Annotated in this window: 25 protein-coding genes; 5 read left to right on the top strand and 20 right to left on the bottom strand. The window is 36.5% G+C overall.

Annotated elements, in window-relative coordinates:
- Positions 1–12 precede the first annotated feature (12 nt).
- The 14 genes from ACODR7_RS14435 to ACODR7_RS14370 form a co-directional block, all read right to left on the bottom strand.
- Positions 13–741, bottom strand: coding sequence for a metallophosphoesterase family protein (locus ACODR7_RS14435; RefSeq protein WP_488840050.1), 729 nt, complete (start codon positions 739–741; stop codon positions 13–15).
- A gap of 1 nt (position 742) precedes the next feature.
- Positions 743–1285 carry an RNA 2'-phosphotransferase gene (locus ACODR7_RS14430; RefSeq protein ID WP_488840049.1) on the bottom strand — a complete coding sequence of 181 codons (543 nt, stop codon included), beginning with the start codon at positions 1283–1285 and terminating at the stop codon, positions 743–745.
- Positions 1282–2370 (bottom strand): hypothetical protein, encoded by a 1089-nt coding sequence (locus tag ACODR7_RS14425; protein ID WP_488840047.1) that lies wholly within the window; start codon positions 2368–2370, stop codon positions 1282–1284. The genes ACODR7_RS14430 and ACODR7_RS14425 overlap by 4 nt, the downstream gene beginning before the upstream one ends.
- A complete protein-coding gene (locus tag ACODR7_RS14420; RefSeq protein ID WP_488840045.1) occupies positions 2354–3334 on the bottom strand; it encodes an ADP-ribosylglycohydrolase family protein in 981 nt (326 codons plus the stop codon). Before ACODR7_RS14420 ends, ACODR7_RS14425 begins: the two co-directional genes overlap by 17 nt.
- Entirely contained in the window at positions 3334–4020 is a 687-nt protein-coding gene (locus ACODR7_RS14415) for an SIR2 family NAD-dependent protein deacylase (protein WP_488840043.1), read from the bottom strand. The genes ACODR7_RS14420 and ACODR7_RS14415 overlap by 1 nt, the downstream gene beginning before the upstream one ends.
- 5 nt (positions 4021–4025) lie before the next feature.
- A complete protein-coding gene (locus ACODR7_RS14410) occupies positions 4026–4532 on the bottom strand; it encodes an O-acetyl-ADP-ribose deacetylase (RefSeq protein ID WP_488840041.1) in 507 nt (168 codons plus the stop codon).
- On the bottom strand, positions 4522–5427 hold the full coding sequence (locus tag ACODR7_RS14405) for an ADP-ribosylglycohydrolase family protein (RefSeq protein ID WP_488840039.1): 906 nt from the start codon (positions 5425–5427) through the stop codon (positions 4522–4524). Before ACODR7_RS14405 ends, ACODR7_RS14410 begins: the two co-directional genes overlap by 11 nt.
- Before the next feature lie 19 nt (positions 5428–5446).
- Positions 5447–5917 (bottom strand): macro domain-containing protein, encoded by a 471-nt coding sequence (locus tag ACODR7_RS14400; protein WP_488840037.1) that lies wholly within the window; start codon positions 5915–5917, stop codon positions 5447–5449.
- A 63-nt stretch (positions 5918–5980) separates the two neighbouring features.
- Complete coding sequence (locus tag ACODR7_RS14395; protein ID WP_488840035.1) at positions 5981–7075, bottom strand: adenylosuccinate synthetase; 1095 nt, start codon at positions 7073–7075, stop codon at positions 5981–5983.
- A 63-nt stretch (positions 7076–7138) separates the two neighbouring features.
- Entirely contained in the window at positions 7139–7993 is an 855-nt protein-coding gene (locus tag ACODR7_RS14390) for a hypothetical protein (RefSeq protein ID WP_488840033.1), read from the bottom strand.
- Between the two features lie 2 nt (positions 7994–7995).
- The gene (locus ACODR7_RS14385; protein WP_488840031.1) at positions 7996–8331 is read right to left on the bottom strand and encodes a hypothetical protein; all 336 of its coding nucleotides are present in this window, start codon (positions 8329–8331) and stop codon (positions 7996–7998) included.
- A 77-nt stretch (positions 8332–8408) separates the two neighbouring features.
- On the bottom strand, positions 8409–8957 hold the full coding sequence (locus tag ACODR7_RS14380) for a 2OG-Fe(II) oxygenase (protein ID WP_488840029.1): 549 nt from the start codon (positions 8955–8957) through the stop codon (positions 8409–8411).
- A gap of 29 nt (positions 8958–8986) precedes the next feature.
- Positions 8987–9529, bottom strand: a complete 543-nt coding sequence (ybiA, locus tag ACODR7_RS14375) for a riboflavin biosynthesis intermediates N-glycosidase (RefSeq protein ID WP_488840027.1) — start codon at positions 9527–9529, stop codon at positions 8987–8989.
- A 423-nt stretch (positions 9530–9952) separates the two neighbouring features.
- The gene (locus tag ACODR7_RS14370) at positions 9953–10648 is read right to left on the bottom strand and encodes an NUDIX hydrolase (protein ID WP_488840026.1); all 696 of its coding nucleotides are present in this window, start codon (positions 10646–10648) and stop codon (positions 9953–9955) included.
- 123 nt (positions 10649–10771) lie between these two features.
- Here ACODR7_RS14370 and ACODR7_RS14365 point away from each other — a divergent pair, with 123 nt between their 5' ends.
- Positions 10772–11416 (top strand): DUF1579 domain-containing protein, encoded by a 645-nt coding sequence (locus ACODR7_RS14365; RefSeq protein ID WP_488840024.1) that lies wholly within the window; start codon positions 10772–10774, stop codon positions 11414–11416.
- 56 nt (positions 11417–11472) lie between these two features.
- On the opposite strand, the gene lepA is transcribed toward ACODR7_RS14365, so the two are convergent.
- The 5 genes from lepA to ACODR7_RS14340 all read right to left on the bottom strand — a co-directional run bounded on the left by lepA (position 11473) and on the right by ACODR7_RS14340 (position 16139).
- Entirely contained in the window at positions 11473–13269 is a 1797-nt protein-coding gene (gene lepA, locus ACODR7_RS14360) for a translation elongation factor 4 (RefSeq protein WP_076595195.1), read from the bottom strand.
- A 124-nt stretch (positions 13270–13393) separates the two neighbouring features.
- On the bottom strand, positions 13394–14413 hold the full coding sequence (locus ACODR7_RS14355; protein WP_488840022.1) for a hypothetical protein: 1020 nt from the start codon (positions 14411–14413) through the stop codon (positions 13394–13396).
- 99 nt (positions 14414–14512) lie between these two features.
- Positions 14513–15022, bottom strand: a complete 510-nt coding sequence (locus ACODR7_RS14350; protein WP_488840020.1) for a hypothetical protein — start codon at positions 15020–15022, stop codon at positions 14513–14515.
- Positions 15023–15028: 6 nt separating this feature from the next.
- Positions 15029–15571: a hypothetical protein gene (locus ACODR7_RS14345; protein WP_488840018.1), complete on the bottom strand. Its 543-nt coding sequence runs from the start codon at positions 15569–15571 to the stop codon at positions 15029–15031.
- A gap of 16 nt (positions 15572–15587) precedes the next feature.
- Positions 15588–16139, bottom strand: a complete 552-nt coding sequence (locus ACODR7_RS14340; protein WP_488840016.1) for an RNA polymerase sigma factor — start codon at positions 16137–16139, stop codon at positions 15588–15590.
- A gap of 181 nt (positions 16140–16320) precedes the next feature.
- Here ACODR7_RS14340 and ACODR7_RS14335 point away from each other — a divergent pair, with 181 nt between their 5' ends.
- From ACODR7_RS14335 to porW, 4 genes are all read left to right on the top strand, one after another.
- Positions 16321–17070 (top strand): Rossmann-like and DUF2520 domain-containing protein, encoded by a 750-nt coding sequence (locus ACODR7_RS14335; protein ID WP_488840014.1) that lies wholly within the window; start codon positions 16321–16323, stop codon positions 17068–17070.
- Complete coding sequence (locus ACODR7_RS14330; RefSeq protein ID WP_488840012.1) at positions 17060–17578, top strand: KdsC family phosphatase; 519 nt, start codon at positions 17060–17062, stop codon at positions 17576–17578. The genes ACODR7_RS14335 and ACODR7_RS14330 overlap by 11 nt, the downstream gene beginning before the upstream one ends.
- Before the next feature lie 8 nt (positions 17579–17586).
- Positions 17587–18150 carry a Maf family protein gene (locus ACODR7_RS14325; protein ID WP_488840010.1) on the top strand — a complete coding sequence of 188 codons (564 nt, stop codon included), beginning with the start codon at positions 17587–17589 and terminating at the stop codon, positions 18148–18150.
- A gap of 128 nt (positions 18151–18278) precedes the next feature.
- Positions 18279–20828 (top strand): type IX secretion system periplasmic lipoprotein PorW/SprE, encoded by a 2550-nt coding sequence (gene porW / locus ACODR7_RS14320; protein ID WP_488840008.1) that lies wholly within the window; start codon positions 18279–18281, stop codon positions 20826–20828.
- A gap of 17 nt (positions 20829–20845) precedes the next feature.
- On the opposite strand, the gene tsaB is transcribed toward porW, so the two are convergent.
- Complete coding sequence (gene tsaB, locus ACODR7_RS14315; protein ID WP_488840006.1) at positions 20846–21526, bottom strand: tRNA (adenosine(37)-N6)-threonylcarbamoyltransferase complex dimerization subunit type 1 TsaB; 681 nt, start codon at positions 21524–21526, stop codon at positions 20846–20848.
- Between the last annotated feature and the right edge of the window lie 26 nt (positions 21527–21552).

Genomic DNA, 21552 nt, shown 5'->3' with positions numbered 1-21552 from the left:
TTTCCGATAGTATCAATTTCTGCCATTTTCTTCAGGATATAAGTAGGGAAGCGGATCACTTTGCCAGAATTGTTTGGTATCAATATCCATGATGGATAAAGATCCGGTATAGGCGGCTCCGGTATCCATATTCCAGATATTGGCTTTATTGGCGGGTATTTTGATCCCAATATCCAGCGTTGGGGTATGTCCGATGAATATTTCTTTATACAGAAGCAGTCTTTTAGGATACAATTCCGAGTTTCTCTGTAATTTTTTATCCATTGCGACAGCTGTTTCCCAGAGGGTTCTGTCCCATCGGTAATTACTGGAATAGACTTCTCTTTCGGGACCGTGCATGGAAGCATATCCGGCATGAATAAACAAACGGTTCTGATCATCGATATGATAGTTTTTCATCCTTTGAAAGAATTCGAGGTGAATATCCAAATCTTCAAGAGAATAATCAGCATAGCTTTCTACGGTACTTTTTCCTCCATTAAAAAGCCACACATCAGGATTTTGTCCCAAGGCCAGCCAATCTTCGCACCATGCGTCATGATTTCCTTTGATGAAAATACATTCCTGCTTTTCAGAAAGTTCGATTAAGAACTGGATAATTTGGGAGGACTCGCTCCATCCGTCTACATAATCTCCGAGGAAAATCAGCTGATCATCAGGTGTGACTCCTGCTCTTTCAAGAACCTGCTGTAAGGCTTTAAATCCACCGTGAATGTCTCCTATTACTAATGTTCTGCTCATTTTATTTTGAAATGTATTTCGCATCTACAAAATCTGTAAGCCAAACCCCGTTTGCAGACTGATAGAAAGATAATCCGTCCTGATGCATGGTTCCGGTTCTGATCGTAAGAATCACAGGCTTGCCGTGTCTCATTCCAACCTTTGCAGCAGTCTCTTTATCAGCGCTTAAGTGCACATGCTGACGGCTTCTTTTTTCAATTCCTTTTTCCATGATGGATCTGATATTAGCTTCAGCAGTTCCGTGATAAAGAAATTCCGGAGGTTGTATGGCTTCCAGAGCCAGATCAATATCAATAGAATGTCCCTGACTTGCCCTGATCTTAGTTTTATCTTCGTTTAAAGCAAAACGCTTTTTGTTGTTCGTTTCTACCACCTCATCCAATTCCTTCGGAGTGAAATACACCCGCCTTTTGGCTGATTTTGCTCTCAGCTCTTCTATATCTGCCCAACCGTTTTCATCCAGTTTAATTCCTATACTTTCCGGCTGATGCCGTAAGATCAGGCTTAAAAATTTACTTATCTTTTTCTTTTCTATTTCGTTCATGGTTTGTGTTTTAATTGTTCAATAAGATTTCTGATCGTAAAATAGTCCTGTTTCATCTGATCATAGACTGATCTTTCCTTATTGGATATTCCGGCCAGAATTCTTTTCTGTTCATAATAATAGTGTTCAAAATCTTCATCGCAAGTGTCCTTCTTATCTTCCATTTCCAGATATTCTCTAATAATTGCTTCACCAAGGTTATACGAAAGCAGCTGCTCCTTGATGTAGTTTGACCAACAAGAGTTTTCATCATATGGCTCATTACGTAGATCGGCAATTTTCTTTTTGCTTTCATCTGTTATCAGATAATTATTGATTTTTCTCCACAAAAAATCTTCTATAATCCCTTCTCCAAATTCCCCCCGGTCAACTATATATTGAGGGTTATAAGTCTTTAGATAATGTTTAAAGTTTTCATTTTTATTCGGATAAATAAATATATTCCGAAGATACATTCCTAAGCCGAAAAATCCACCCAACTGGTCAAACTTTTCTGCTAATGACTTGTTCTTGATTTTATTGATGCTATCTTCACTCAACCTTTCATTGATCAAAAAATCAACAGCTTCTTCTACCGTATTTATTTTTGATAACTTATCATCGTAATATTTGGCAGAAGCTTCCAGTTCTTCATCGGTAAGTTCTGGTATATTATCATCAGGCTCCGTTTCTCTTTCAAAATAATGATGAGGAATGATTTCTCTGCTGTTTGTATCCAGGTATATCTTTAACCTGAATTCAAAAAACCTTTTTTCATTTTCCAATATCCTTATGATATCTTGCCCGAGCTCTTTGCTATTTTCAGAAATTCCGATGATCTTAATCTTATCATCAATCAGGGCATTTATTCTATCTAAATCTTCAAAATCATTAATAATCAATTCATCATCATTTTGAATATCAAAACGAGATATATTTTCCTTATTAGTCTCAATTTTCACAAGAAATAGTGTCTGATTATCAGAATTTTCCGGAATTTTATCAATATAAAACCGCAATGGAAAATGAGGAGGAAACTTTTTAAAACGCCTCTCCATAATTTCCTTCAGTTCTTTTTCTGAAATAAATCTATACAGGTTTATCAATGTTGTACAGTTTTGTATATAGTTTCTCACACAATTTCTCAATATCATCCTTTCTCACCAGTTCAGTAATCCATTCCTGCGGAATATTTTCATATCCGTAATAAACTCCGGCAATTCCTCCGGTAATGGCTCCTGTAGTATCTGTATCTTCTCCGAGATTGACGGCTTTCAACACGGCTTCAGAATAACTTTCTGAGTTTAAAAAACACCATAGAGAGGCTTCCAGGCTGTGAAGAACGTATCCTCCAGAACTTATTTCCTTCTCCTGTAATGTATGTAAAGGAGCCAAGTCATATTCACCTACTTTTAATTCTAAAATCCGGTGAAATTTATCCATTTCATTTTGTGAACAAATAAGATTATAATCTAAAAACTCCCGAACGGTCTTCTGCATTGTTTGATATGCTTCCCATTTATCTTTTCCTTTTAAAATTTCCAAAGTAAATTCCAAATAAATAAAACAGGCCAAAACTGAACGGATATGTCTGTGTGTAATAGAGGAAACGTCTTTTACAATATCAAAACGCTTTTCAATAGTGAAATCTTTAATGTAAAATAATAATGGCATAATCCTCATTAAGGAGCCGTTTCCATTATCAAACTCTGAATTTCCTCCGCATAAAGTAGGAGAAACACCTTTTCCAATTCTATAAATTGCTTGTGAAGTTGCAATACCTATATCGAAAACCCTTCCATGAGGAGTCCATATTTCTGCATTATACCATTGCAAAAACTTCAAAGCCATATCTTCAAGATCATATCCATTGCACAAACTATCTGCAAGACATAATGTTAAAGAGCCATCATCGCTCCATGTACCAGCAGTTTGGTGATGAGTTCCTAAAGCTCGCATTTTGGTAACAGGCGAACGTTTAAGTTGTTCCCTGCTTCTGAATTCTACCGGAACACCAAGAGCATCACCTATGCAAACACCCATGATTCCTGCTTTTACTTTATTTTCCATCAGGCAAGGTTGATCAGTTTATCAAATAATAGTTTCATTCCTTGTGTAGCTGTTTCCTTCATTACTACAGCTCTCTGTCCGTAGCCAAACCCCGTTTCATTAGGATTGATAACGATCAGAAGGCAGTCGTCTTTAATATCATGAATCAGTCCGGCAGCAGGATATACCTGCAAAGACGTCCCGATTACCAGTAAAATATCTGATTCTTTTACAATTTCTCTTGCCGTCTGATACAAAGGAACATCTTCCCCAAACCAAACGATGAAAGGTCTTAACTGCGCTCCATCTTCGGCTTTGTCCCCAATTTTAATATCATCTTTTTGTTCATAAATCAGGTTTTTATTGTTGCATGAGCATGATTTGAGCAGTTCTCCGTGGATATGAAGAATCTTAGTAGATCCTGCTCTTTCATGAAGGTCATCAATATTCTGGGTAATAATCTGAACATCAAAATGTTTTTCCAGTTCTGCCAGCAATTGATGCGCTTCGTTGGGCTGTACTTCATGCAGCTGGCGTCTTCTCTGGTTGTAAAATTCCAGAACCAAAGCTCTGTCTTTTCTCCATCCTTCCGGACTTGCCACGTCTGTTACATTATGATTTTCCCAAAGACCATCTCCGTCTCTGAAGGTTTTTATTCCGCTTTCGGCACTGATTCCTGCGCCGCTTAATATGGTTAGTTTTTTCATTGGTTTTAATCTAATAGTTTTTTGTAAATCAATTCATTTTCATCATCAAAACAAACAAAAATAACTTTCTCAATAATATCTGAATTAAATTTTCTTACTTCATCTACCGCAATTTTTCCTGCCAGTTCTTTTGGAAATCTATAGACTCCTGTGCTGATATTAGGAAAAGCAATCGTCTTCACACCAAGGCTTTCTGCTAAATTCAAAGAATTACGATAACAGTTTTCCAGAAGAATGGATTCCTTTTCTTCGTTACCGTTCCAAACTGGGCCTACTGTATGAATAACATATTTTGCTGGGAGATTTCCTGCATTTGTTACTATAGCTTCTCCTGTTTTGCATTTTCCTTGTCTATTTCTGATCGCAATACATTCTTCCAAAATCTGAGGACCGCCTGCTCTATGAATAGCTCCATCTACCCCGCCTCCACCAAGTAAGGAAGAATTGGCGGCGTTAACAATTGCATCAGCTTGAATTTTTGTGATGTCTCCTTTTATTAATTCAATTTTCATAAAATTTGCTTTTTTTCCAGTTTTCAACATTTTTTGTCCAATCAGGAACTGTATTTTCATTACAACATAGAATGCTTATTCCTCCAGCCATTGCACATGTTGTATCTCTGTCTCCTAAAGCAGAAACTGTATTCCATAGACATTGCTCAAAATTATTTCTATATCTCGATAACATCCAGATAACAAGAGGAACAGTATCCTGAGCTGTCATTTTGATTCCGTTTCCAAGAGTTCTTATTAGTAATTCTATACTTGGGTTACCATCAAGATATAATGATTTATTTAACTTACTTTTCATATCAGAATCATTTAACTCATTTTGAATTTTCTGAATAAAATCTTGCTGAGTAAGTTTTATGATCCCCAATCTCTCCTGAATAGCAAAAGCTGATGCCAAAGCAATACTTTTTGTGCCTTCTATTGCTTCCTTATTGGCATGAGTAATCTCGCAGGAAAGCTCGGCATTTTCTTTTAATTTTTTAAGATCATCATAGAAGTACGCTCCAATTGTACAGGCTCTCATAGCTCCTCCATTTCCCATGGACCCCTGCCCTGCAAATTTTGAATAAGAAACGTCTTTCCAATTCTCTCCATTTTTCAAATCTCTGAAATACCGATGCATAGTAGGTCCATATCCTCTGTTGATATCCTTATAATAGTTTTTAGTAAACTCTTCTGCCAGAAAGTCTTGATGGATGCTGCCAAACTTTTCCAAAGATCTGAAAACAGCAATTGACATAATGGTATCATCTGTAAAATCCAGAGACCTTTCTGTAATAATTCTCTGATGAATATACATTTTTACTATAGATTCTTCTCCAAAAAAGCTTTCACCAAAAGCATCTCCTATAGCTATTCCGGTAAGTGATTTTGAGGCAAGAAAGAGTTTATCCATTTTCATTTAATATTTAATTTTATTCAAAATCATATACATATACTTGCACCTCTTTTGCAAGCAATGTTCTTTCAATAATGGGTTCTATTTCTTCCCATTTTCCTCCTGCCAGTCCACATCCTATTCTCGGCATATGTACTGAAGCATTCTGTTGGGTCGCTTCATGAGCCAGTTTTAATAAACATTCTTCCACGGCATCATATCTTATAGGAGGAACATCCGAATGAGTAATGATTTTATGCTGAGCAATCATATTGCAGATCCAGAGATCTTCTTCTGTTTGAACCAGCTGGATTTCTCCAAGGTTAAAATTTTCTTTGTTTTTAAACCATTCTCTGTATTCTTTTTCAGGTTGTTTCCATCTTTTGGAAATGGCAGTTACAAAACCTTTCCCCCAACCTCCAATATCATTACAGATATGAGCAATTAATTTATTCCCTTCCACATTGGGTCGGGTAGCATCTCCCTTTATATATTGTATCGTTTTCATGGTCATTATTTTCAATCTTTAAATCATTCTTCTAATCTCTTATTAAGTATAAAAATAATGCTTCTATGCCTGATTACTTCTTTTGAAATTAAAAAAGGGCTTAAAATCCTTCGAATACGGAGAATAAGATCCGTAGACAGCATCAAATTTTACATCAAGATTTTCTACTTTAAATTGCTCATCAACCTGATCCAGGCAGGTAATGACCAGGTTCTTTTTAACCGGAAATACATAAGCTCCATCCAGTTTTAAGGCATAATTCAGCAGCCTGTAATCTATTTCTCCAGTCCTCAACTCCTTCTGAAATTCATTAAATGTACAGGTTTCTTCTTCATTATTTCTCAGATTCATTTCTTTTTCATTGCTCATCCAGCCTTTTCCGTGGCGGGTGGCGTAGCTTCTGGTGACATAATACATTTCAATGTCTTCAATTTTTAAAAGCTGACAAAGCTCGTAGGCATTTTTTGAAGTGGTATTCGCATAAGTCACATTGGGAAAAACGCCATGATCCATATCGAGTAAAATACCCTGACTTCCTTCGAAAATAAGGTGATCGAATGAAGCCAGGTAGTTATAATCATCTATTTTCCAATCAATGGCTTCAATGGCATTTAAATAAGGCTGTAAAAGTTCACTGATCTCGCCTTCTTCTATAAAACCATAGTAATAGGCAATTCCTTTCAGTTTTTCCATCAACATTTCTTTGGGCGCTATGAGGTCTATAGCAAATAGTTTGTAAGGACTTTCGTTTCTTTTCATCGTGGCTCCTACTCCTTTTCCGCAGGTTCCATGTTCCAGATTATGGGCATTTGTTCTATTCTGCCATACATCGAAAGGAGTTGTAACTTTTGCTAATGGATGGATATGCAGCCCTATGTTTCCATTTTTTGCTTTTAATTCTTCTCTCTCATTGAGTAGAAAAACCGGATGAATCGTACAATGCTCGGTAAAGTAAGAAGGCAGACCGCGAAGTGCACCGCTTGCAAAACTGGAATGTACATGTTTTCTTTCATCAATCATTACGGTATGCGCCGCCTGCTGTCCTCCTGAAAATCTGATCACAACAGCCTCCGGATTCTGAGAAGTCAGAAAATCTGTGGTAATCCCTTTTCCTTCATCACCAAAACCAAGTCCTATTACTATTTGCGCCTTTTTCATGTCTTTTAATTTTTGAAGTTTCTAGTATTGCCATTGATATTTTATGATGACATTGACAGATTTCTAAAGCATCTGAAACTGATCCAATCCTCCTGTTCCTGTTGTTCCGAAGCTTTGATTTTTAAACTTATCACAGATGATGCTTTTTATAACATTCGGAATTTCCCTGTGATCTGCTATTGATAAACAGTTTTGTCCTAATAATTCTTTCCAGCCTCTGTCTGCCCTCAATGCCTGATCAGAGTGCAGAACACTGATGTGGTATACTTCATATTTTTTCCTTGCCTCTTCCAGCAGTTCAAAATGAGTATAGGTCTGCTGTCCTTTTCCCATGATTTCCCTGATCGCAGATGCAGAAAGTGTTTTTAAGCAAGGTTCATCGCCTACGGTAAACAGTAATCCTTTTTGTCCTCTTTTTTCAAACGCATCTGTTCTGGTGTGAAAAGCGGCAAAATACCACGCTAAAAGATAACTTTCACCTGCATTTCCACCTCCTCCGGATTCAATATAAGTTCTTGTGAGCCACATATCCAGTTCTTCATCTCCTGATTCGAACTGTCCCACCTGAAGCGGATAGCCATCACATTCATGATCTCCGATTCCAAGAAACAATAAGGCCGGATCGGGAACTCCTCCCTGGATAATTCCTCCCATGAGTTTAGGTAATCCTTCTCTGATCAGCTCATGAGGAATATGTCCCATACTTCCGGTAACATCTAATCCTAAAATGATCGGAACTGAATTGGGATGAACTTCCGAATCTCTGGATTCTCTGAAAGAAATACCGTGAGGATTCATAGATTCATGAGCCATTCTTTTGGCATTCTGGGTGAAAATTTCTCCCGCGGATTTTGTTCCGTAACCTGCTTTGCTTGCTCTGTCATAACGAGCGTCTAAATCGTATCTTGTACTTCCCATGACTACAATGTTTTTCCAAATAAATATTCAAATCTCTTTTGAGTTATTTCAAGCTGAATATTCAGATTTCTGATTGTTAATGATAATTCCATATCTTTCTGAACGAATGCTTCGGGATTAAAATCCGCAAAAGTCAGACTGTTTCTGTCTAAAGGACTGATATCAATAAGCCCTTCCTGTTCGCGCTCGAGTCTTTTAATTTTTAATTCGATATCTTCCACTCTGCGCCTGTAAATCAGTTCGGAATCTGTTCCGATGATTTTTGCACGGTCTTCTCTGATCTGATCATTATTTCTTTGTAATGATTCGATAAATCTGGGTTTTAATTCATCTTCCATGATCAAATATTTTTATTTGTGTTAATATTACGCTAATTAAAGAGAACATAGTAATGCCTTTCTCTGATCCGGTTGACTTATACTTTTAAATACATAACATCCGTTCTCAAAACATACTTCAATCCGCTGATCAGTGTTTTTCCTTCGTGTCTTAAAGGGTGGTGAAAAACAAGAGCGGTTCCTTTCTTCGGAGCTACTGTAAACAGGTTTTCAAATTCTGTTTCTCCTCCTTCAAAATCATCATTCAGATAGATCATAAAAGTGTAGAAACTTTTCTCCTTTTCATTTCGGATATAACTTCCATCTCTGTGCATTTTGAACTGTTGTCCGGGAGCATATTTATAAACCCTGAGCATTTCATTAAAGTTAATAGTCTGATATCCATCATGTTCCTGAGGTAGAAGTTCTATAGCCTTGTTGAAGAGCTCTTCAGCAATTGCAGTATCAAAAATCATCAATCGGTCATTATTTCTGATTCCTTTATTCATCTGCTGGCGTCCAAATACATTGATTTTTGCTTCTTCAAAGACTTTTTCCTGCGAAAGACTGATATAATGATCACATTCAGCCTCAGTAAGAAAATTTTCAATCAGAAATATCTGTGGGTGTAATTCTATTTTTTCCATAAATACTATTTTGTGTCTGGTTTGTGTTTTTACCTTCTTAATTCATCCCTTACTTCCATCAAAGCAAATCCTAACAGGTTTTCTCCGTTCCATAGTAAAGGATTTTCTGCTCTGCTGTCCGTTTCCAGCATCCCGATTCCCCAGATTCTATCATAAGGACTTGCCTCCACTAAAACTTTGTCTCCGGTTGACAAAAGAAAGTCTTTAAATTTCTGATTTTGAGAGAATTTCAAAAAATTTCCCTGAGTTACAATCTGATATTTATGTTCATCCCAAAGTTTCGGGTCAAAGTTTTTCACTTTTCGGCCAAGAGCTTTTGCCTGATTAGGAGTAGTAGCTTTTAAGATTTCCTTTTCCATTTCAGCATCATTAAATAATCTTGCTTTTCCAACCATCATATAATGTTCTGCGGTCTTGTAAATAATTTTGTTTTCTTCAAAACTACCTGGAAACCATTGGCTGAAACATGATTTGGTAACGATATCTTTTGCCGTGTGCCCCCAGAAAAAGAGGTATTTTATCTTTTCCTTTTTTTGAAAGCGTTCTGTAATATTTTGTAGGGTGTATTTCATAATTGCGTTATTTTGACACAAATTTAAAATAATATCATTTCATGAACCAAATTTATTTGTGTTAATTTTACACTAATTAATTTAACCAGCTGATTATCAATGATAAAAATTTAATTCAGATAAACGCGAATAGCACAAATTTTAATCACAAATGACACAAATTTGATGCGTTTAGGCTAAAGCCAATGGAATTTGATCTTAAAATTTGTTATTACATCAATGTCATTCTGAACGAAATGCAGTGTAGTGATGAATCTAACCAATTACGAGATTCTTCCTCAGTAGGAATGAAAGAAGGCCGATAATACAATCTGGAGTCAAATATTTCCTATTGAAAATATTGTATAATGTGCATTCCGAAAACGCCTGTAAATATTAGTGAATATTTGTGCAAGACATTTGTGAAATTTGTGTTTACAGTTCCTATTTAATTTCAAAATAAAAGCCCTGTTCTTCCAGCTCTTTATATTTTTCTTTATTGAAAGTAAAAAGTTTTCCGGGTCTGCCACTGCCTTCTTTTTTAACGTTGTTGGTTTCGTTAAGCAGTCCGTAGCTCATGATTTTTTTCCGGAAATTTCTTCTGTCAATTTCTTGTCCGACAATTGTTTTATAAAGGTTTTCAAGGTCTGAAAAAGGAAATTCTTCATTGAGAAGATTGAAGCCGATTGGCTGGTATTGAATTTTTGTACGAAGCCTTTTTAGAGCAGTCTCAATGATTGTTTTATGATCAAAAGCCACTGAAGGAAGTCTATTGATACTAAACCATTGTGCATCTTCAGCATCAGAGTCTGCAAACAATTCATGGTAAGATGGGTTCACAAGACCCAGATAAGCCACAGAAACCACTCTGTTTCTCGGATCACGACCCAGATTACCAAATGTATATAGTTGTTCCAAAAAATCGGGCTTTATGCCGGCTTCTTCATACAATTCTCTTTTTACTGCATCATCTACACTTTCATCATCGAGAACCAGACCTCCCGGTAAAGCCCAGCCACCTTTAAAAGGCTCAATATTTCTTTTAATCAGAAGGATCTGAAGGTCTTTTTTATCAAAATATCCGAAAATAACGGCATCTACAGCCACTTTTATATCCTGTAATTTTTTTGGAGACTCCATAAATTGATTTGCGTTGTGAATACACAAAGTTACAATTTATGCCTGTATTAAAAAATAATTTCCGTTATAATAAAAGTTCTTATATTTAATTCATCATTCTAACCATCTTAAAACTAAATTATTATGAAAAATTTATTAGCAATTCTTTCTGCAGCATTTTTATTAATAGCTTGTGAAAAAGGAAAAACACCTGCAGCCAATGGCACCGATAAAGCAGATTCTACGGCTGCAAACTCTGAGTGGAAACCTGTAGATTCAGCAACCGCCATGAAAGATTGGATGGCGTACTCAACTCCGGGAGAAATGCAGAAAATGCTTGCCAAGTCTGATGGAATCTGGAACGGAGAAACCACTATGTGGATGGAAAACGGAGCAAAACCTATGATGAGCAAATCTGAGGCTACGAATAAAATGATGTTTGGCGGACGTTATCAGATCACTAATCACAAAGGTGATTTTATGGGAATGCCTTTTGAAGGGATGAGCATTGTAGGATACGATAATTCAAAAAAGAAGTTTGTCAGTACATGGATCGATAATATGGGAACTGGAATCATGCATAGTGAAGGAGACTGGAATCCTTCCACAAAATCAGTTGAATTCAAAGGGAAAATGACAGATCCTTCAAGACCTGGAAAAGACTGTGATTTCAGAGAAGTATTCACCTTTGTGGATGATAATACTCAAAAACTTGAAATGTACGGACCTGATTCCAAAACAGGAAAAGAGTACAAAACAATGGAAATAAAATATACGCGTAAAAAATAAATGCATTAAAAAACCGCTTCATTGGAAGCGGTTTTTACTTTATAATAGATTAATAATTAATCATTTAACTTTAATACAGCCATGAACGCTGATTGCGGTACTTCTACTCTACCAATCTGCTTCATTTTCTTTTTACCTTCTTTCTGCTTTTCCAATAGCTTACGTTTTCTGGAAATATCTCCTCCGTAACATTTTGCAGTAACGTCTTTTCTCAAGGCTTTAATAGTTTCTCTTGCGATTACTTTCGTCCCTAATGCAGCCTGAACAGCAATATCGAACTGTTGTCTTGGGATCAGCTCACGAAGCTTTTCACACATTCTTTTCCCGATGTAATAAGCATTAGAATCGTGAATCAATGAAGATAAGGCATCTACCATATCACCATTGATCAGGATATCCATTTTTACAAGCTTGGAAGCTCTGAATCCGATTGGGTGATAATCGAATGAAGCATATCCTTTAGAAATTGATTTCAGCCTGTCATAGAAGTCGAATACAACTTCAGCAAGAGGCATATTGAAAATTAACTCTACTCTTTCTGATGTCAGATAACTCTGGTTAACAATTTCTCCTCTCTTTTCGATACATAAAGTCATTACTGCTCCTACGAAATCGGATTTTGTAATGATAGAAGCCTTGATAAAAGGTTCTTCCACTCTGTCCATCGTTGAGGGATCCATCATTTCAGACGGGTTATTGATCAGAATCGGAACTTCCGGTTCTTTTTTAGTATATCCAAAATAAGAAACGTTCGGTACCGTAGTGATCACATTCATATTAAACTCTCTGTCAAGACGTTCCTGAACAATTTCCATGTGTAGCATTCCTAAGAATCCGCAACGGAAACCAAAACCAAGAGCTGCTGAACTTTCCGGTTCAAAAACCAGAGAAGCATCATTCAGTCTTAATTTTTCAAGAGAGAACCTTAATTCTTCAAAATCCTCAGAATCAATTGGATAAATACCGGCAAATACCATTGGTTTTACTTCCTCAAATCCATCAATCGGTGCATCAGCAGGTTTTTCAAAAGAAGTAATGGTATCACCTACTTTTACTTCACGGGCATCTTTAATACCGGATACGAGATATCCTACATCGCCGCAATGGATTGTTTTCTTCGGCACCTGCTTCAGTTTTAAGGTACCCACCTCATCAGCTCCGTATTCTTTTCCTGTTGCGAAGAATTTGATTTTTTCATTTTTAGTGATACTTCCGTTCACTACTTTAAAATAAGCTTCGATACCTCTGAATGGGTTGTAAACGGAGTCAAAGATCAAAGCCTGAAGCGGACCATCAGGATTTCCTACGGGTGCAGGAATTCTTTCAACAATCTGCTCAAGAAGGTTATGAACACCTTCACCTGTTTTTCCGGAAACTCTCAATACATCTTCATATTCGCATCCGATAAGGTTCATGATTTCATCGGTTACTTCTTCAGGGTTTGCAGACGGAAGGTCAATTTTATTCAGAATCGGAATGATTGTTAAATCATTTTCCAATGCAAGATACAGGTTACTAATGGTTTGAGCCTGAATACTCTGTGCGGCATCTACAATAAGAAGCGCACCTTCACAGGCAGCAATAGAACGGGAAACTTCATAAGAGAAGTCAACGTGTCCCGGGGTATCAATAAGGTTTAAAATATATTTTTCTCCTTTATACTCATAATCCATCTGGATGGCGTGTGACTTGATTGTAATCCCACGTTCTTTCTCCAAATCCATATCATCAAGCGTCTGAGACTGTAATTCTCTTTGGGTAACGGTATTCGTATACTCCAAAAGACGGTCTGCCAGGGTGCTTTTACCATGGTCGATATGAGCGATTATGCAAAAATTTCGTATGTTTTTCATTTAAGAATCTTGTAGTTTGCAAAGATAAGAAAATGCAGGAGAATTTTTCATTCTTAATTCTTTCTTTTAACTGAAACACAGATAACAATAAGAAGAGAGGTGGAATTTTCCCTCTTTTCAAATATTATTTTGTTTTGTCAAAGTCTTCCGGTAACACATAATTTCCAGTAAAAGGATCAAGATAAACTTTAGGTCCTACAGTATTCTTTCTTTTGCCTGATAAACTGACATCTATCACAGCTCCAATAACGCCACCAATCAAACCACCTGCCGCAGCACCAATTGTCACCCCGGTTGTTGCCGTTTCAGGAAATAATTCTGCTCTTGTTGCCTCTATAAAAACCCCATTATCATCTTTGAAAATCTCAGTATAGCCCACAGGAATATTTTTGTATGCTATCCCATTATGCACAAAAGCATAAAAATGTCTTATTGCCGTTTTCTCCTCTCCTTTTATGGCCTTTGTAACAAATCCTTTATCATTAGCCTGCAAAGTAAATCCGGGTTCAGGATTGTGAGTAAAAAAGCTGTAATAGTCTTTGTAAACCCCGTCTTTTAGTTCATTTGCTTTTAGAATGCTCAGTTTTTCTTTTAATACAGAAGTATAGTTAGGAAAATCATTTTCTGAAATGCTAAGTTCCCAAGGTGTTGCTTTATAAGAGTCTTTAAAAAGATCTGTAAGAATCAAAGTCACTTTCCTTGCCAGGCTTTGGGACAGATAAGGTGTTGTACGTGAAGAGACTGTTGCGATAGTGTCTATTCTATCCATAAAATGATAGCCATCTTCTTTCTTAATAAATGTGCTTGCTCTTAACTCAAGCTTTCCTATAGAGTACTTTTCCTTTTTATCTTCTGAAATACTTAAATTTTCAAGCAAAAAAACCATATCACTATTTCCTCTTACCGGATTGTATTTATAAAACCAATCTTGTATGTCTTTGCTGGCATTATTTTCGAAAATAACTTTCACCTCGTCCTTATGGTACATGACCATTCCTATTTCCTGATTGGCTCTTTGATCTATCACCGTAAAACTTTTTATAGAGTTTTTGCTGTCTTTAATAGATTTTGAAAGATCAATCGTTTCTATTTTCTGTCCAAATAATACTATCGAAAACAATAAAAAGAAAAGTGCATTTTTCATAGTTAAACTTTGTGGTAAAAATAATTTTTTTTGTGATAAAATTAAACGGCTCTCACAGAAAGATCTGTAAGAGCCGTCCAACATTAAAAAAATAAACTATTATGGGTTCTGTTTAGGTCCCGAAGCGTTATGATTTCCGTGAGGTTTTCTTTCATCCATTTTATCTTTCATCATCTTTTCGGATTGAAACAGCTTCAGAACTTTTTGGCAGGGGATCACCTGCTGCATTTTATCTGCATATTTTTTTCTGTTATCCAATAACTTCTGTCCTACTTCAAAACTTTGCTGCAACTTAGCTTTAGCTTCGTCATCTGATAAAGTTTCGGGATCAAAGTTGGAATTAAACTGACTTTTTATCTGCTTCTGGCTATCCAGATATTCGTTATACAATTGTGTAAATTCGGCTTTATCATCCGGATCGACTTTCAGATTATCCATGATCATATTGTTCCTGAATTTCTTCAGAAGTTCTTTTCTCTCTTCCGGAGAAAGATTATTGATGACTTCTTTCCTTTGTTTAGGATCCATCTTTTTCCAATCATAATCTGTTCTTTGGGCATTCAATCCAAAGCCATAAATAATCAAAAACGTCAATAATATCTTTTTCATTTTCTTTTAATTATAAATATCCAAATAAACGTCCTGAGTCGAATTACTTGCTAACTCTGCAATTTCAGAATTAGAAAACGAGTCCAGATATTCATTCATTCGTGTTTCTTCTTTTTTCTTCACAGTTTTCACCGGTTTAGGGCTCTCTGTTGTTTTTTTAGTTTCGCTTACACTTTTAGAAGCATAAACATTTTTATTTTTTTGATTTTCAACTGTTTGATCATTATTTTCAACAGAAGTTAAATCAGATTTTAAAGTTTCATAAGCCAGCTCGCTTTCTGTTTTTGGGACTCCGTTATTGGCAACATAAGCTGTTTTAGAGTTCAGTATCTGTTCTGTGGAATCGTTATCTGAATTAAAAACATACGTTGTTCCAAAAATCAAAGCCAGCGATGCCGCTGCTGCATACATCCAGTTCAGCTTAAAGACAGGTGCTTTTTTACTTGTCTTTATATCATTCATAACGCTCTCCTGAATATTTTCAAACATACTATCAGGAACTGTGTAAATGTTTTTACGCTCTAATTTTTCTATGTCGAACTCTTTCATCTTTGTTGGTCAAAAATTATTTTTCGTAATTTTCTTTAATATAATCTTCTATTTTCTGTTTGGCATAATGATAATTTGTTTTCAGCGTCCCTACCGACATATCCACAATTTTTGATATTTCTTCGTAGGGCAAATCATCATAATACCGCATCATAAATACCAGTTTCTGCTTTTCGGGCAGGCTCTGTATAGCATTCTGCAGTAAAATCTGTATTTCCTCAGCATCCTCTTCTGTATTATCTGCGACAAGATTCTGCATATGATACTCCGGATCCTCATCAGTTTTCTGCATTTTTTTCATTTTGTTGACCTGCTGTAGAGCTTCGTTGGTAGCGATTCTGTACAACCAGGTATACAACTGGCTATCATTTTTGAACTGATGAAAATTCTGATATGCTTTAATAAAAGTTTCCTGCAAAGTATCCTGTGCAAGATCTCCGTCCACAATAATTCTTCTTATGTGCCAGTACAATCTGCTTTGATAGGCGTCCATCAAGGCACGAACTCCTTTATCCTGAGTCCGTGGATTCTGCATCAACGAAATAATTTCCGCGTCCTTAATCTTCATAAGATGCCTTCATTGTTTTGGATTACAAAAATAGCTGAAAGTTAAATTAAAAATTCAATTTTCATTTTAAATATTAAAAATAATATGAGACACTTACGCAATAAACGTGCCTATATTGAAGGAGAGGATTTCTGAAGTAATCTTCCTTTCCCGGCTCAGCTTAAAATCTTATATTTGTTATATGCAAATTGTAATCATCGGTTCCGGAAATGTTGCCTATCATATGGCAAAAGCTTTCACGTTGAAAAGCATTCCTGTGGCCCAGCTATTTGGGAGGAACGAAAAAGAATTGAAGAAAATATCTGAAGAATTAAATATTCCTTCCGCTACAGATCATCTGGAAAAAGCAGATCTTTATATCATCTGTGTAAGTGATCATTCTGTGGGGGAAGTTTCGAAAATTATTACAAAAAAAGATTGTCTGGTTGCCCATACCTCCGGATCTCTTCCGAAAGAAGTGCTGGCTGGTGAGTATAGAAAATCCAGCTTCTACCCTTTACAGACTTTTTCAAAATCCAAAGAACTTGACTATGAAAAAATTCCGTTTTTTATAGAGGCGGAAAATGAAAAAGATCAAAAGATATTGTTTGACCTTGCTTCAAAGATTTCGGAAAGGGTGATGGAAAGTAATCACGAAAAAAGAAAATACATTCACCTGACAGCCGTTTTTGCCTGCAATTTTGTGAATCATCTTTTTTCAAGAGCTAAAGAAATTTCAGATTCCCAGGAAATTCCGTTTGATTATTTCTTACCCCTCATTGATGAAACGGTTCAGAAAATTCATGAAATTGAACCTAAAATGGCACAAACAGGGCCAGCCGTAAGAAATGATGTAAGGATTTTACAGCTGCATGAACAGTTATTGAAAGACGAAAGTCTTGACATTTATAAAACAATGAATCATTCTATTCAGAAAATGTATGAGCTATAAAGAGAAATTAAAAGATATTAAGGCATTTGTATTTGATGTTGACGGCGTTTTCACAGACGGAAGTGTATATCTGCTTCCCGGAGGAAATATGTGCAGGGTAATGAATGTTCTGGACGGTTATGCAGTAGTAAAAGCTTTAAAAAACAATTATTTAATCGGGGTTATTACCGGAGGAAATGATGAAATGGTAAAACACAGAATCAATTATCTGGGTATTCATGATTACTATCCGAAGTCTCATAATAAAATAGATGATTTTGAAGATTTTAAGAAGAAATATAATCTTAAAAACGAAGAAATTCTGACAATGGGTGATGATCTTCCGGATATTCATATCATGGAAAGTTCAGCTATTGCGGCGTGTCCTGAAAATGCAGTGCCGGAAGTAAAAGGGATCTCCGATTATATTTCCCCGAAAAAAGGAGGAACGGGTGCAGTTCGTGACGTCATTGAACAGGTAATGAAAGTTCAGGGGAACTGGCATGACGATAATACTCAATCTGTATAAGTATCTGTATGAAATTACTTTTAGCATCACAATCCCCAAGAAGAAAAGAGCTTCTTTCCAGCCTTGGTTTTGATTTTAAAGTCGTAAAAATAGACTGTGAAGAAATTATCCCGGAAAATATCAAAATAGAGGAAGCAGCCGCTTACCTTTCTGATTTAAAGGCTGAAGCCTTCAGAAACCTGGAAGAAGGTGAAGTGCTTCTGACTGCTGATACGGTAGTTGCTATCGACAATCTGATCCTTGGAAAACCTAAAGATGAAGCGGATGCCTTTAAGATGCTTCAAAATCTTTCCGGAAGAACGCATCAGGTGTATACGGGAATTACCATCAAAACAGCTGAAAAAACGATTACCGAAACGGATGTAGCCGATGTTACTCTGGACAGGCTTTCGGATGAAGAAATAGCTTACTACATTCAAAACTATAAGCCTTTCGACAAAGCTGGCAGTTATGGTGTTCAGGAATGGCTGGGAATGGCAAAGATCACAAGCCTTACAGGAAGCTATTATACCATTATGGGGCTTCCTACCCATCTTGTTTATAGAATCCTGAAAGAATCTTCTCTGATTTAAAAGATGATCAGACTTGAAACGCTCATTAAAGAAGAAATATAAATATTATTCATTATAAAATTTTATTATTTTTACAAAATCATCAAACTGCTGATAATAAAAAGCAGATTAGCGAGTTATATTGAATAATGAAAAAGAATATATTATTCCTTTTAGTCATATGTCTTGTTGCTTCCTGTGCTACCAAAACAAAAAAGCCGGAGCAGCGTTCAAGAGTATTGAAAGGATTCTCCACATATTACAACACTCTCTTTAATGCGAAAGATGCATTAAACAGTGAGTTTACATCCAGAGACAAAGGACACAAGGATAACTTCTATGCGCCTTATATCCCTATTCTTACTTACGAAGAACAACCTTTGGGAAGTGATCTTGGGCAAACTGAAGCTTTTGCAGAAAACTCTATGAAGATGGCAGAAGTAGCCAACAGACCTTCAGAAAGAGGCAATTCAGGAATTCCAAATATTCCTGGTGGACCTTCAGGAAACGGGCCTTCAAGACCTGATGGTGAGCAAACCAAAGGAGCTACTACGCTGGAAATTGCAGAAGCAAAAGCTTTAAAAGCAATTAATAAATATTCTGTAACCAGAAATGGTGAAGAGAAAAACAAGCAGATTTTTGATGCCTACATGATCCTTGCGCAGGCAAGAATTTACCGTGGTAAATCTCTTGAAGCCCTGGATGCCCTCAATTATGTTTTCACCCGTATGAAAGATGATAAAAGAATTGCACTCGCAAGAATTTATCAGGGGCTTGCTTATGATCAGATCAAAGATTATCACAGAGCGCATGAAACATTTGCCAAACTGAAGAGTGAAGATATCAGTAAAAGCTATGCAAAACTGCTGAGCATTTATTATTCTGAATCTCTTCTTGATGCTGGTAAAAAAGAAGAAGCGGCTAAAGAACTTGACAATGCTTTTGAACTGAATTCGAACAGAAAACTGAAAAGCAGAATCGCTTATCTGAGAGGTCAGGTTCTTGAAAATCTTAACCAGAATGATAAAGCAAGGGAAAGCTATACTGCAGCATATAAATACGCCAGTGATTTCGAATTTGAAGTAAAATCTCAGATTGCCATTGCCAAAACTTTTAATGGTAAAGGCGACTATGCGGGAGCAAAAAATTACCTGGAAGGTATCAGTAAAAAAGGGATGTATGGCTCCAGAAAGAATGAATTTTATTATGCTTTAGGATTAATGGCCAATAAAGCAGGCAAAAAAGATGAAGCACAGCAATTCTTCAGAAAATCGCTGTTTGAAAAGGTTTCTGATCCTCAGATCCGTGGTTTGGCTTACTATGAAATAGGAAAAAGCTACCTTGATAAGAATGATTATATCGGAGCCGGAAGTTATTATGATTCTGCGCTTGCTGTAATGACTTATGAGCCTTCAAAAATCCTGTTAAAAGACCAGTCTGAATACATTAAGAAGATTTCCAAAAACTATTATCTGATTAAAAAGAATGACAGTATTCTTTCTCTGGCGAAGATGAATGACAGTCAGAAAACAGATTATTTCACAAAATATATTGCAAAATTAAAGATTAAAGAAGAGAAAGAGGAACAGGAAAGAAGGCGTGCAGAAAGAAGTAAAGGTTTTGATACCGGTGATTACAGCGCCAATTCTATTTTTGCCAATAGTGCCAATTCTTTTGAGGACTTTGGCGTAACTACAAAAGGTTTTTATTTCAGCAATTCAGGAACAGTAAGCAAAGGAACTTCTTCGTTTAAGCAAATCTGGGGAGACCGTGCCCTGGCCGATAACTGGCGTTCTTCCAAGAAAATGGCCACTATTGAAGATATGAAGAATGAAGCGTTAGGAGTAACTTCAGCGCCTAATCCAAGACGTTTTGAGCCTGCGTATTATATTGAACAGATTCCTACAGATCAGGGGAAATTATCTCAGTTAAAAAAGGACAGAGACACCGCTTCACTAGGTCTGGGAATAATGTATCAGAATTATTTTACCAATACTCCTCTGGCCACAAAAACGCTTTATGATCTTGTTGATGTAAAGCCGGAAGAAAAAGTGATGTTACAGGCATTGTATGAGATTTTTGCCATGAATTATGAGAAAAATCCACAAGCTTCTGAAAGAGCAAAACAAATTCTTCTGGCAGATTATCCATATACTTCTTATGCAGAATTTGCCCGAAATCCTAAGAATAAATCATTTGTAAAATCAACCGAAGAAGTTGAAAACGAATACAAAAAGGCATATGCACTATTTGAATCTGAAAAATTTGCAGAAAGTAAGGATGTGATCGATCAGACAATTCAGAAGTTTCCGAAAGATGCGCTGGTTCCTAAGCTGTATCTTTTAAATGCATTCAATGCAGGAAAATCAAGTGGAAAGGAAGTTATGATTCTCCAGCTTGAGCAGATTGCCCTGAATTATTCTAAAACATCTGAAGGAATTAGAGCCAAAGAAATGCTGAATTACCTGAAAAGTGATTTAAGCTTCCAGGCAACGGATAATAAAGGAAATTCTATTCCTCAGCAGCCGTCAGGAGCACCAGTACAACCTAGCAGCCAAAATACGGGAGTTCCACAAATGAACAGCGGAAAAGTACAGAAGCTGGATACTATGCAGAATATGAATACTGCTCCACAGCAAAGTCCTAAACAGCCCAACGAAACAAAGTCCGGTTCAAAGATACCGCCAAGACCTCAATAATATAAAAAAGCGAAGATTTACTCTTCGCTTTTCTTTTTCTTTACTCCATGGAAATCTTTGAGATAAAAAGGCTCAAAATAAGCCATATCTTCAAAGTCTTTGTTTTGTATCTTCTCCAGAGTCTTTCTGATGAGATATTGTGCAGAAGGATAAACATCTTCTTTAAAAACGGCATCCGGGAGATTCAGAATCTCTTTTGCCTTTTTAGCACCATCCCCTACAAACAGAACTTTTTTATCTTTAAATTCTTCAAAAGAAGTTTCGTCTAAAATCTTAGCTTCCGTCTCAGATAACTCCTTCCCTGTCCTGCCGTCATAAGCAGCCGTATACACCTCCATTCTCCTTGCGTCGACCAAAGGGATAACAAAGTCGTAGTTATCGCCTAAAAAAGGCTCTATCATGCTTTCAAGAGAATTCACTGCAATCAAAGGAACTCTGAGTCCATAACAAAAGCCTTTCGCAGAGGCGGCTCCGATTCTTAAACCGGTATAAGATCCGGGACCTTTTCCTAAAGAAACTGCCTCGATATCTTTAAGTGAAATTCCCGCTCCTTCCAACGCCCACTCCACATAGGTGTGTAAGCTTTCGGACTGTTTATAGTTTTCAGAAACTTCTTCACAAAGGCATATAAGCTTTTCATTGTCTGATACTGCTACTGAACAATTCCTGGATGATGTTTCAAGATATAGAATTTTCATTTTTTTGTTTTTAAGCTAAACTGCAA

The organism is Chryseobacterium sp. FG46 (assembly GCF_057809135.1).
Note: the sequence above shows the minus strand (reverse complement) of the source record. Positions and strands in the feature narration are given on the sequence as shown.

Excerpts from the sequence above, each read along its gene's own strand:
- ACODR7_RS14435 (WP_488840050.1), bottom strand. The coding sequence starts at position 741 with ATGAGCAGAACATTAGTAATAGGAGACATTCACGGTGGATTTAAAGCC.
- ACODR7_RS14430 (WP_488840049.1), bottom strand. The coding sequence starts at position 1,285 with ATGAACGAAATAGAAAAGAAAAAGATAAGTAAATTTTTAAGCCTGATC.
- ACODR7_RS14420 (WP_488840045.1), bottom strand. The coding sequence starts at position 3,334 with ATGGAAAATAAAGTAAAAGCAGGAATCATGGGTGTTTGCATAGGTGAT.
- ACODR7_RS14415 (WP_488840043.1), bottom strand. The coding sequence starts at position 4,020 with ATGAAAAAACTAACCATATTAAGCGGCGCAGGAATCAGTGCCGAAAGC.
- ACODR7_RS14410 (WP_488840041.1), bottom strand. The coding sequence starts at position 4,532 with ATGAAAATTGAATTAATAAAAGGAGACATCACAAAAATTCAAGCTGAT.
- ACODR7_RS14405 (WP_488840039.1), bottom strand. The coding sequence starts at position 5,427 with ATGGATAAACTCTTTCTTGCCTCAAAATCACTTACCGGAATAGCTATA.
- ACODR7_RS14400 (WP_488840037.1), bottom strand. The coding sequence starts at position 5,917 with ATGAAAACGATACAATATATAAAGGGAGATGCTACCCGACCCAATGTG.
- ACODR7_RS14395 (WP_488840035.1), bottom strand. The coding sequence starts at position 7,075 with ATGAAAAAGGCGCAAATAGTAATAGGACTTGGTTTTGGTGATGAAGGA.
- ACODR7_RS14390 (WP_488840033.1), bottom strand. The coding sequence starts at position 7,993 with ATGGGAAGTACAAGATACGATTTAGACGCTCGTTATGACAGAGCAAGC.
- ACODR7_RS14385 (WP_488840031.1), bottom strand. The coding sequence starts at position 8,331 with ATGGAAGATGAATTAAAACCCAGATTTATCGAATCATTACAAAGAAAT.
- ACODR7_RS14380 (WP_488840029.1), bottom strand. The coding sequence starts at position 8,957 with ATGGAAAAAATAGAATTACACCCACAGATATTTCTGATTGAAAATTTT.
- ybiA (WP_488840027.1), bottom strand. The coding sequence starts at position 9,529 with ATGAAATACACCCTACAAAATATTACAGAACGCTTTCAAAAAAAGGAA.
- ACODR7_RS14370 (WP_488840026.1), bottom strand. The coding sequence starts at position 10,648 with ATGGAGTCTCCAAAAAAATTACAGGATATAAAAGTGGCTGTAGATGCC.
- ACODR7_RS14365 (WP_488840024.1), top strand. The coding sequence starts at position 10,772 with ATGAAAAATTTATTAGCAATTCTTTCTGCAGCATTTTTATTAATAGCT.
- lepA (WP_076595195.1), bottom strand. The coding sequence starts at position 13,269 with ATGAAAAACATACGAAATTTTTGCATAATCGCTCATATCGACCATGGT.
- ACODR7_RS14355 (WP_488840022.1), bottom strand. The coding sequence starts at position 14,413 with ATGAAAAATGCACTTTTCTTTTTATTGTTTTCGATAGTATTATTTGGA.
- ACODR7_RS14350 (WP_488840020.1), bottom strand. The coding sequence starts at position 15,022 with ATGAAAAAGATATTATTGACGTTTTTGATTATTTATGGCTTTGGATTG.
- ACODR7_RS14345 (WP_488840018.1), bottom strand. The coding sequence starts at position 15,571 with ATGAAAGAGTTCGACATAGAAAAATTAGAGCGTAAAAACATTTACACA.
- ACODR7_RS14340 (WP_488840016.1), bottom strand. The coding sequence starts at position 16,139 with ATGAAGATTAAGGACGCGGAAATTATTTCGTTGATGCAGAATCCACGG.
- ACODR7_RS14335 (WP_488840014.1), top strand. The coding sequence starts at position 16,321 with ATGCAAATTGTAATCATCGGTTCCGGAAATGTTGCCTATCATATGGCA.
- ACODR7_RS14330 (WP_488840012.1), top strand. The coding sequence starts at position 17,060 with ATGAGCTATAAAGAGAAATTAAAAGATATTAAGGCATTTGTATTTGAT.
- ACODR7_RS14325 (WP_488840010.1), top strand. The coding sequence starts at position 17,587 with ATGAAATTACTTTTAGCATCACAATCCCCAAGAAGAAAAGAGCTTCTT.
- porW (WP_488840008.1), top strand. The coding sequence starts at position 18,279 with ATGAAAAAGAATATATTATTCCTTTTAGTCATATGTCTTGTTGCTTCC.
- tsaB (WP_488840006.1), bottom strand. The coding sequence starts at position 21,526 with ATGAAAATTCTATATCTTGAAACATCATCCAGGAATTGTTCAGTAGCA.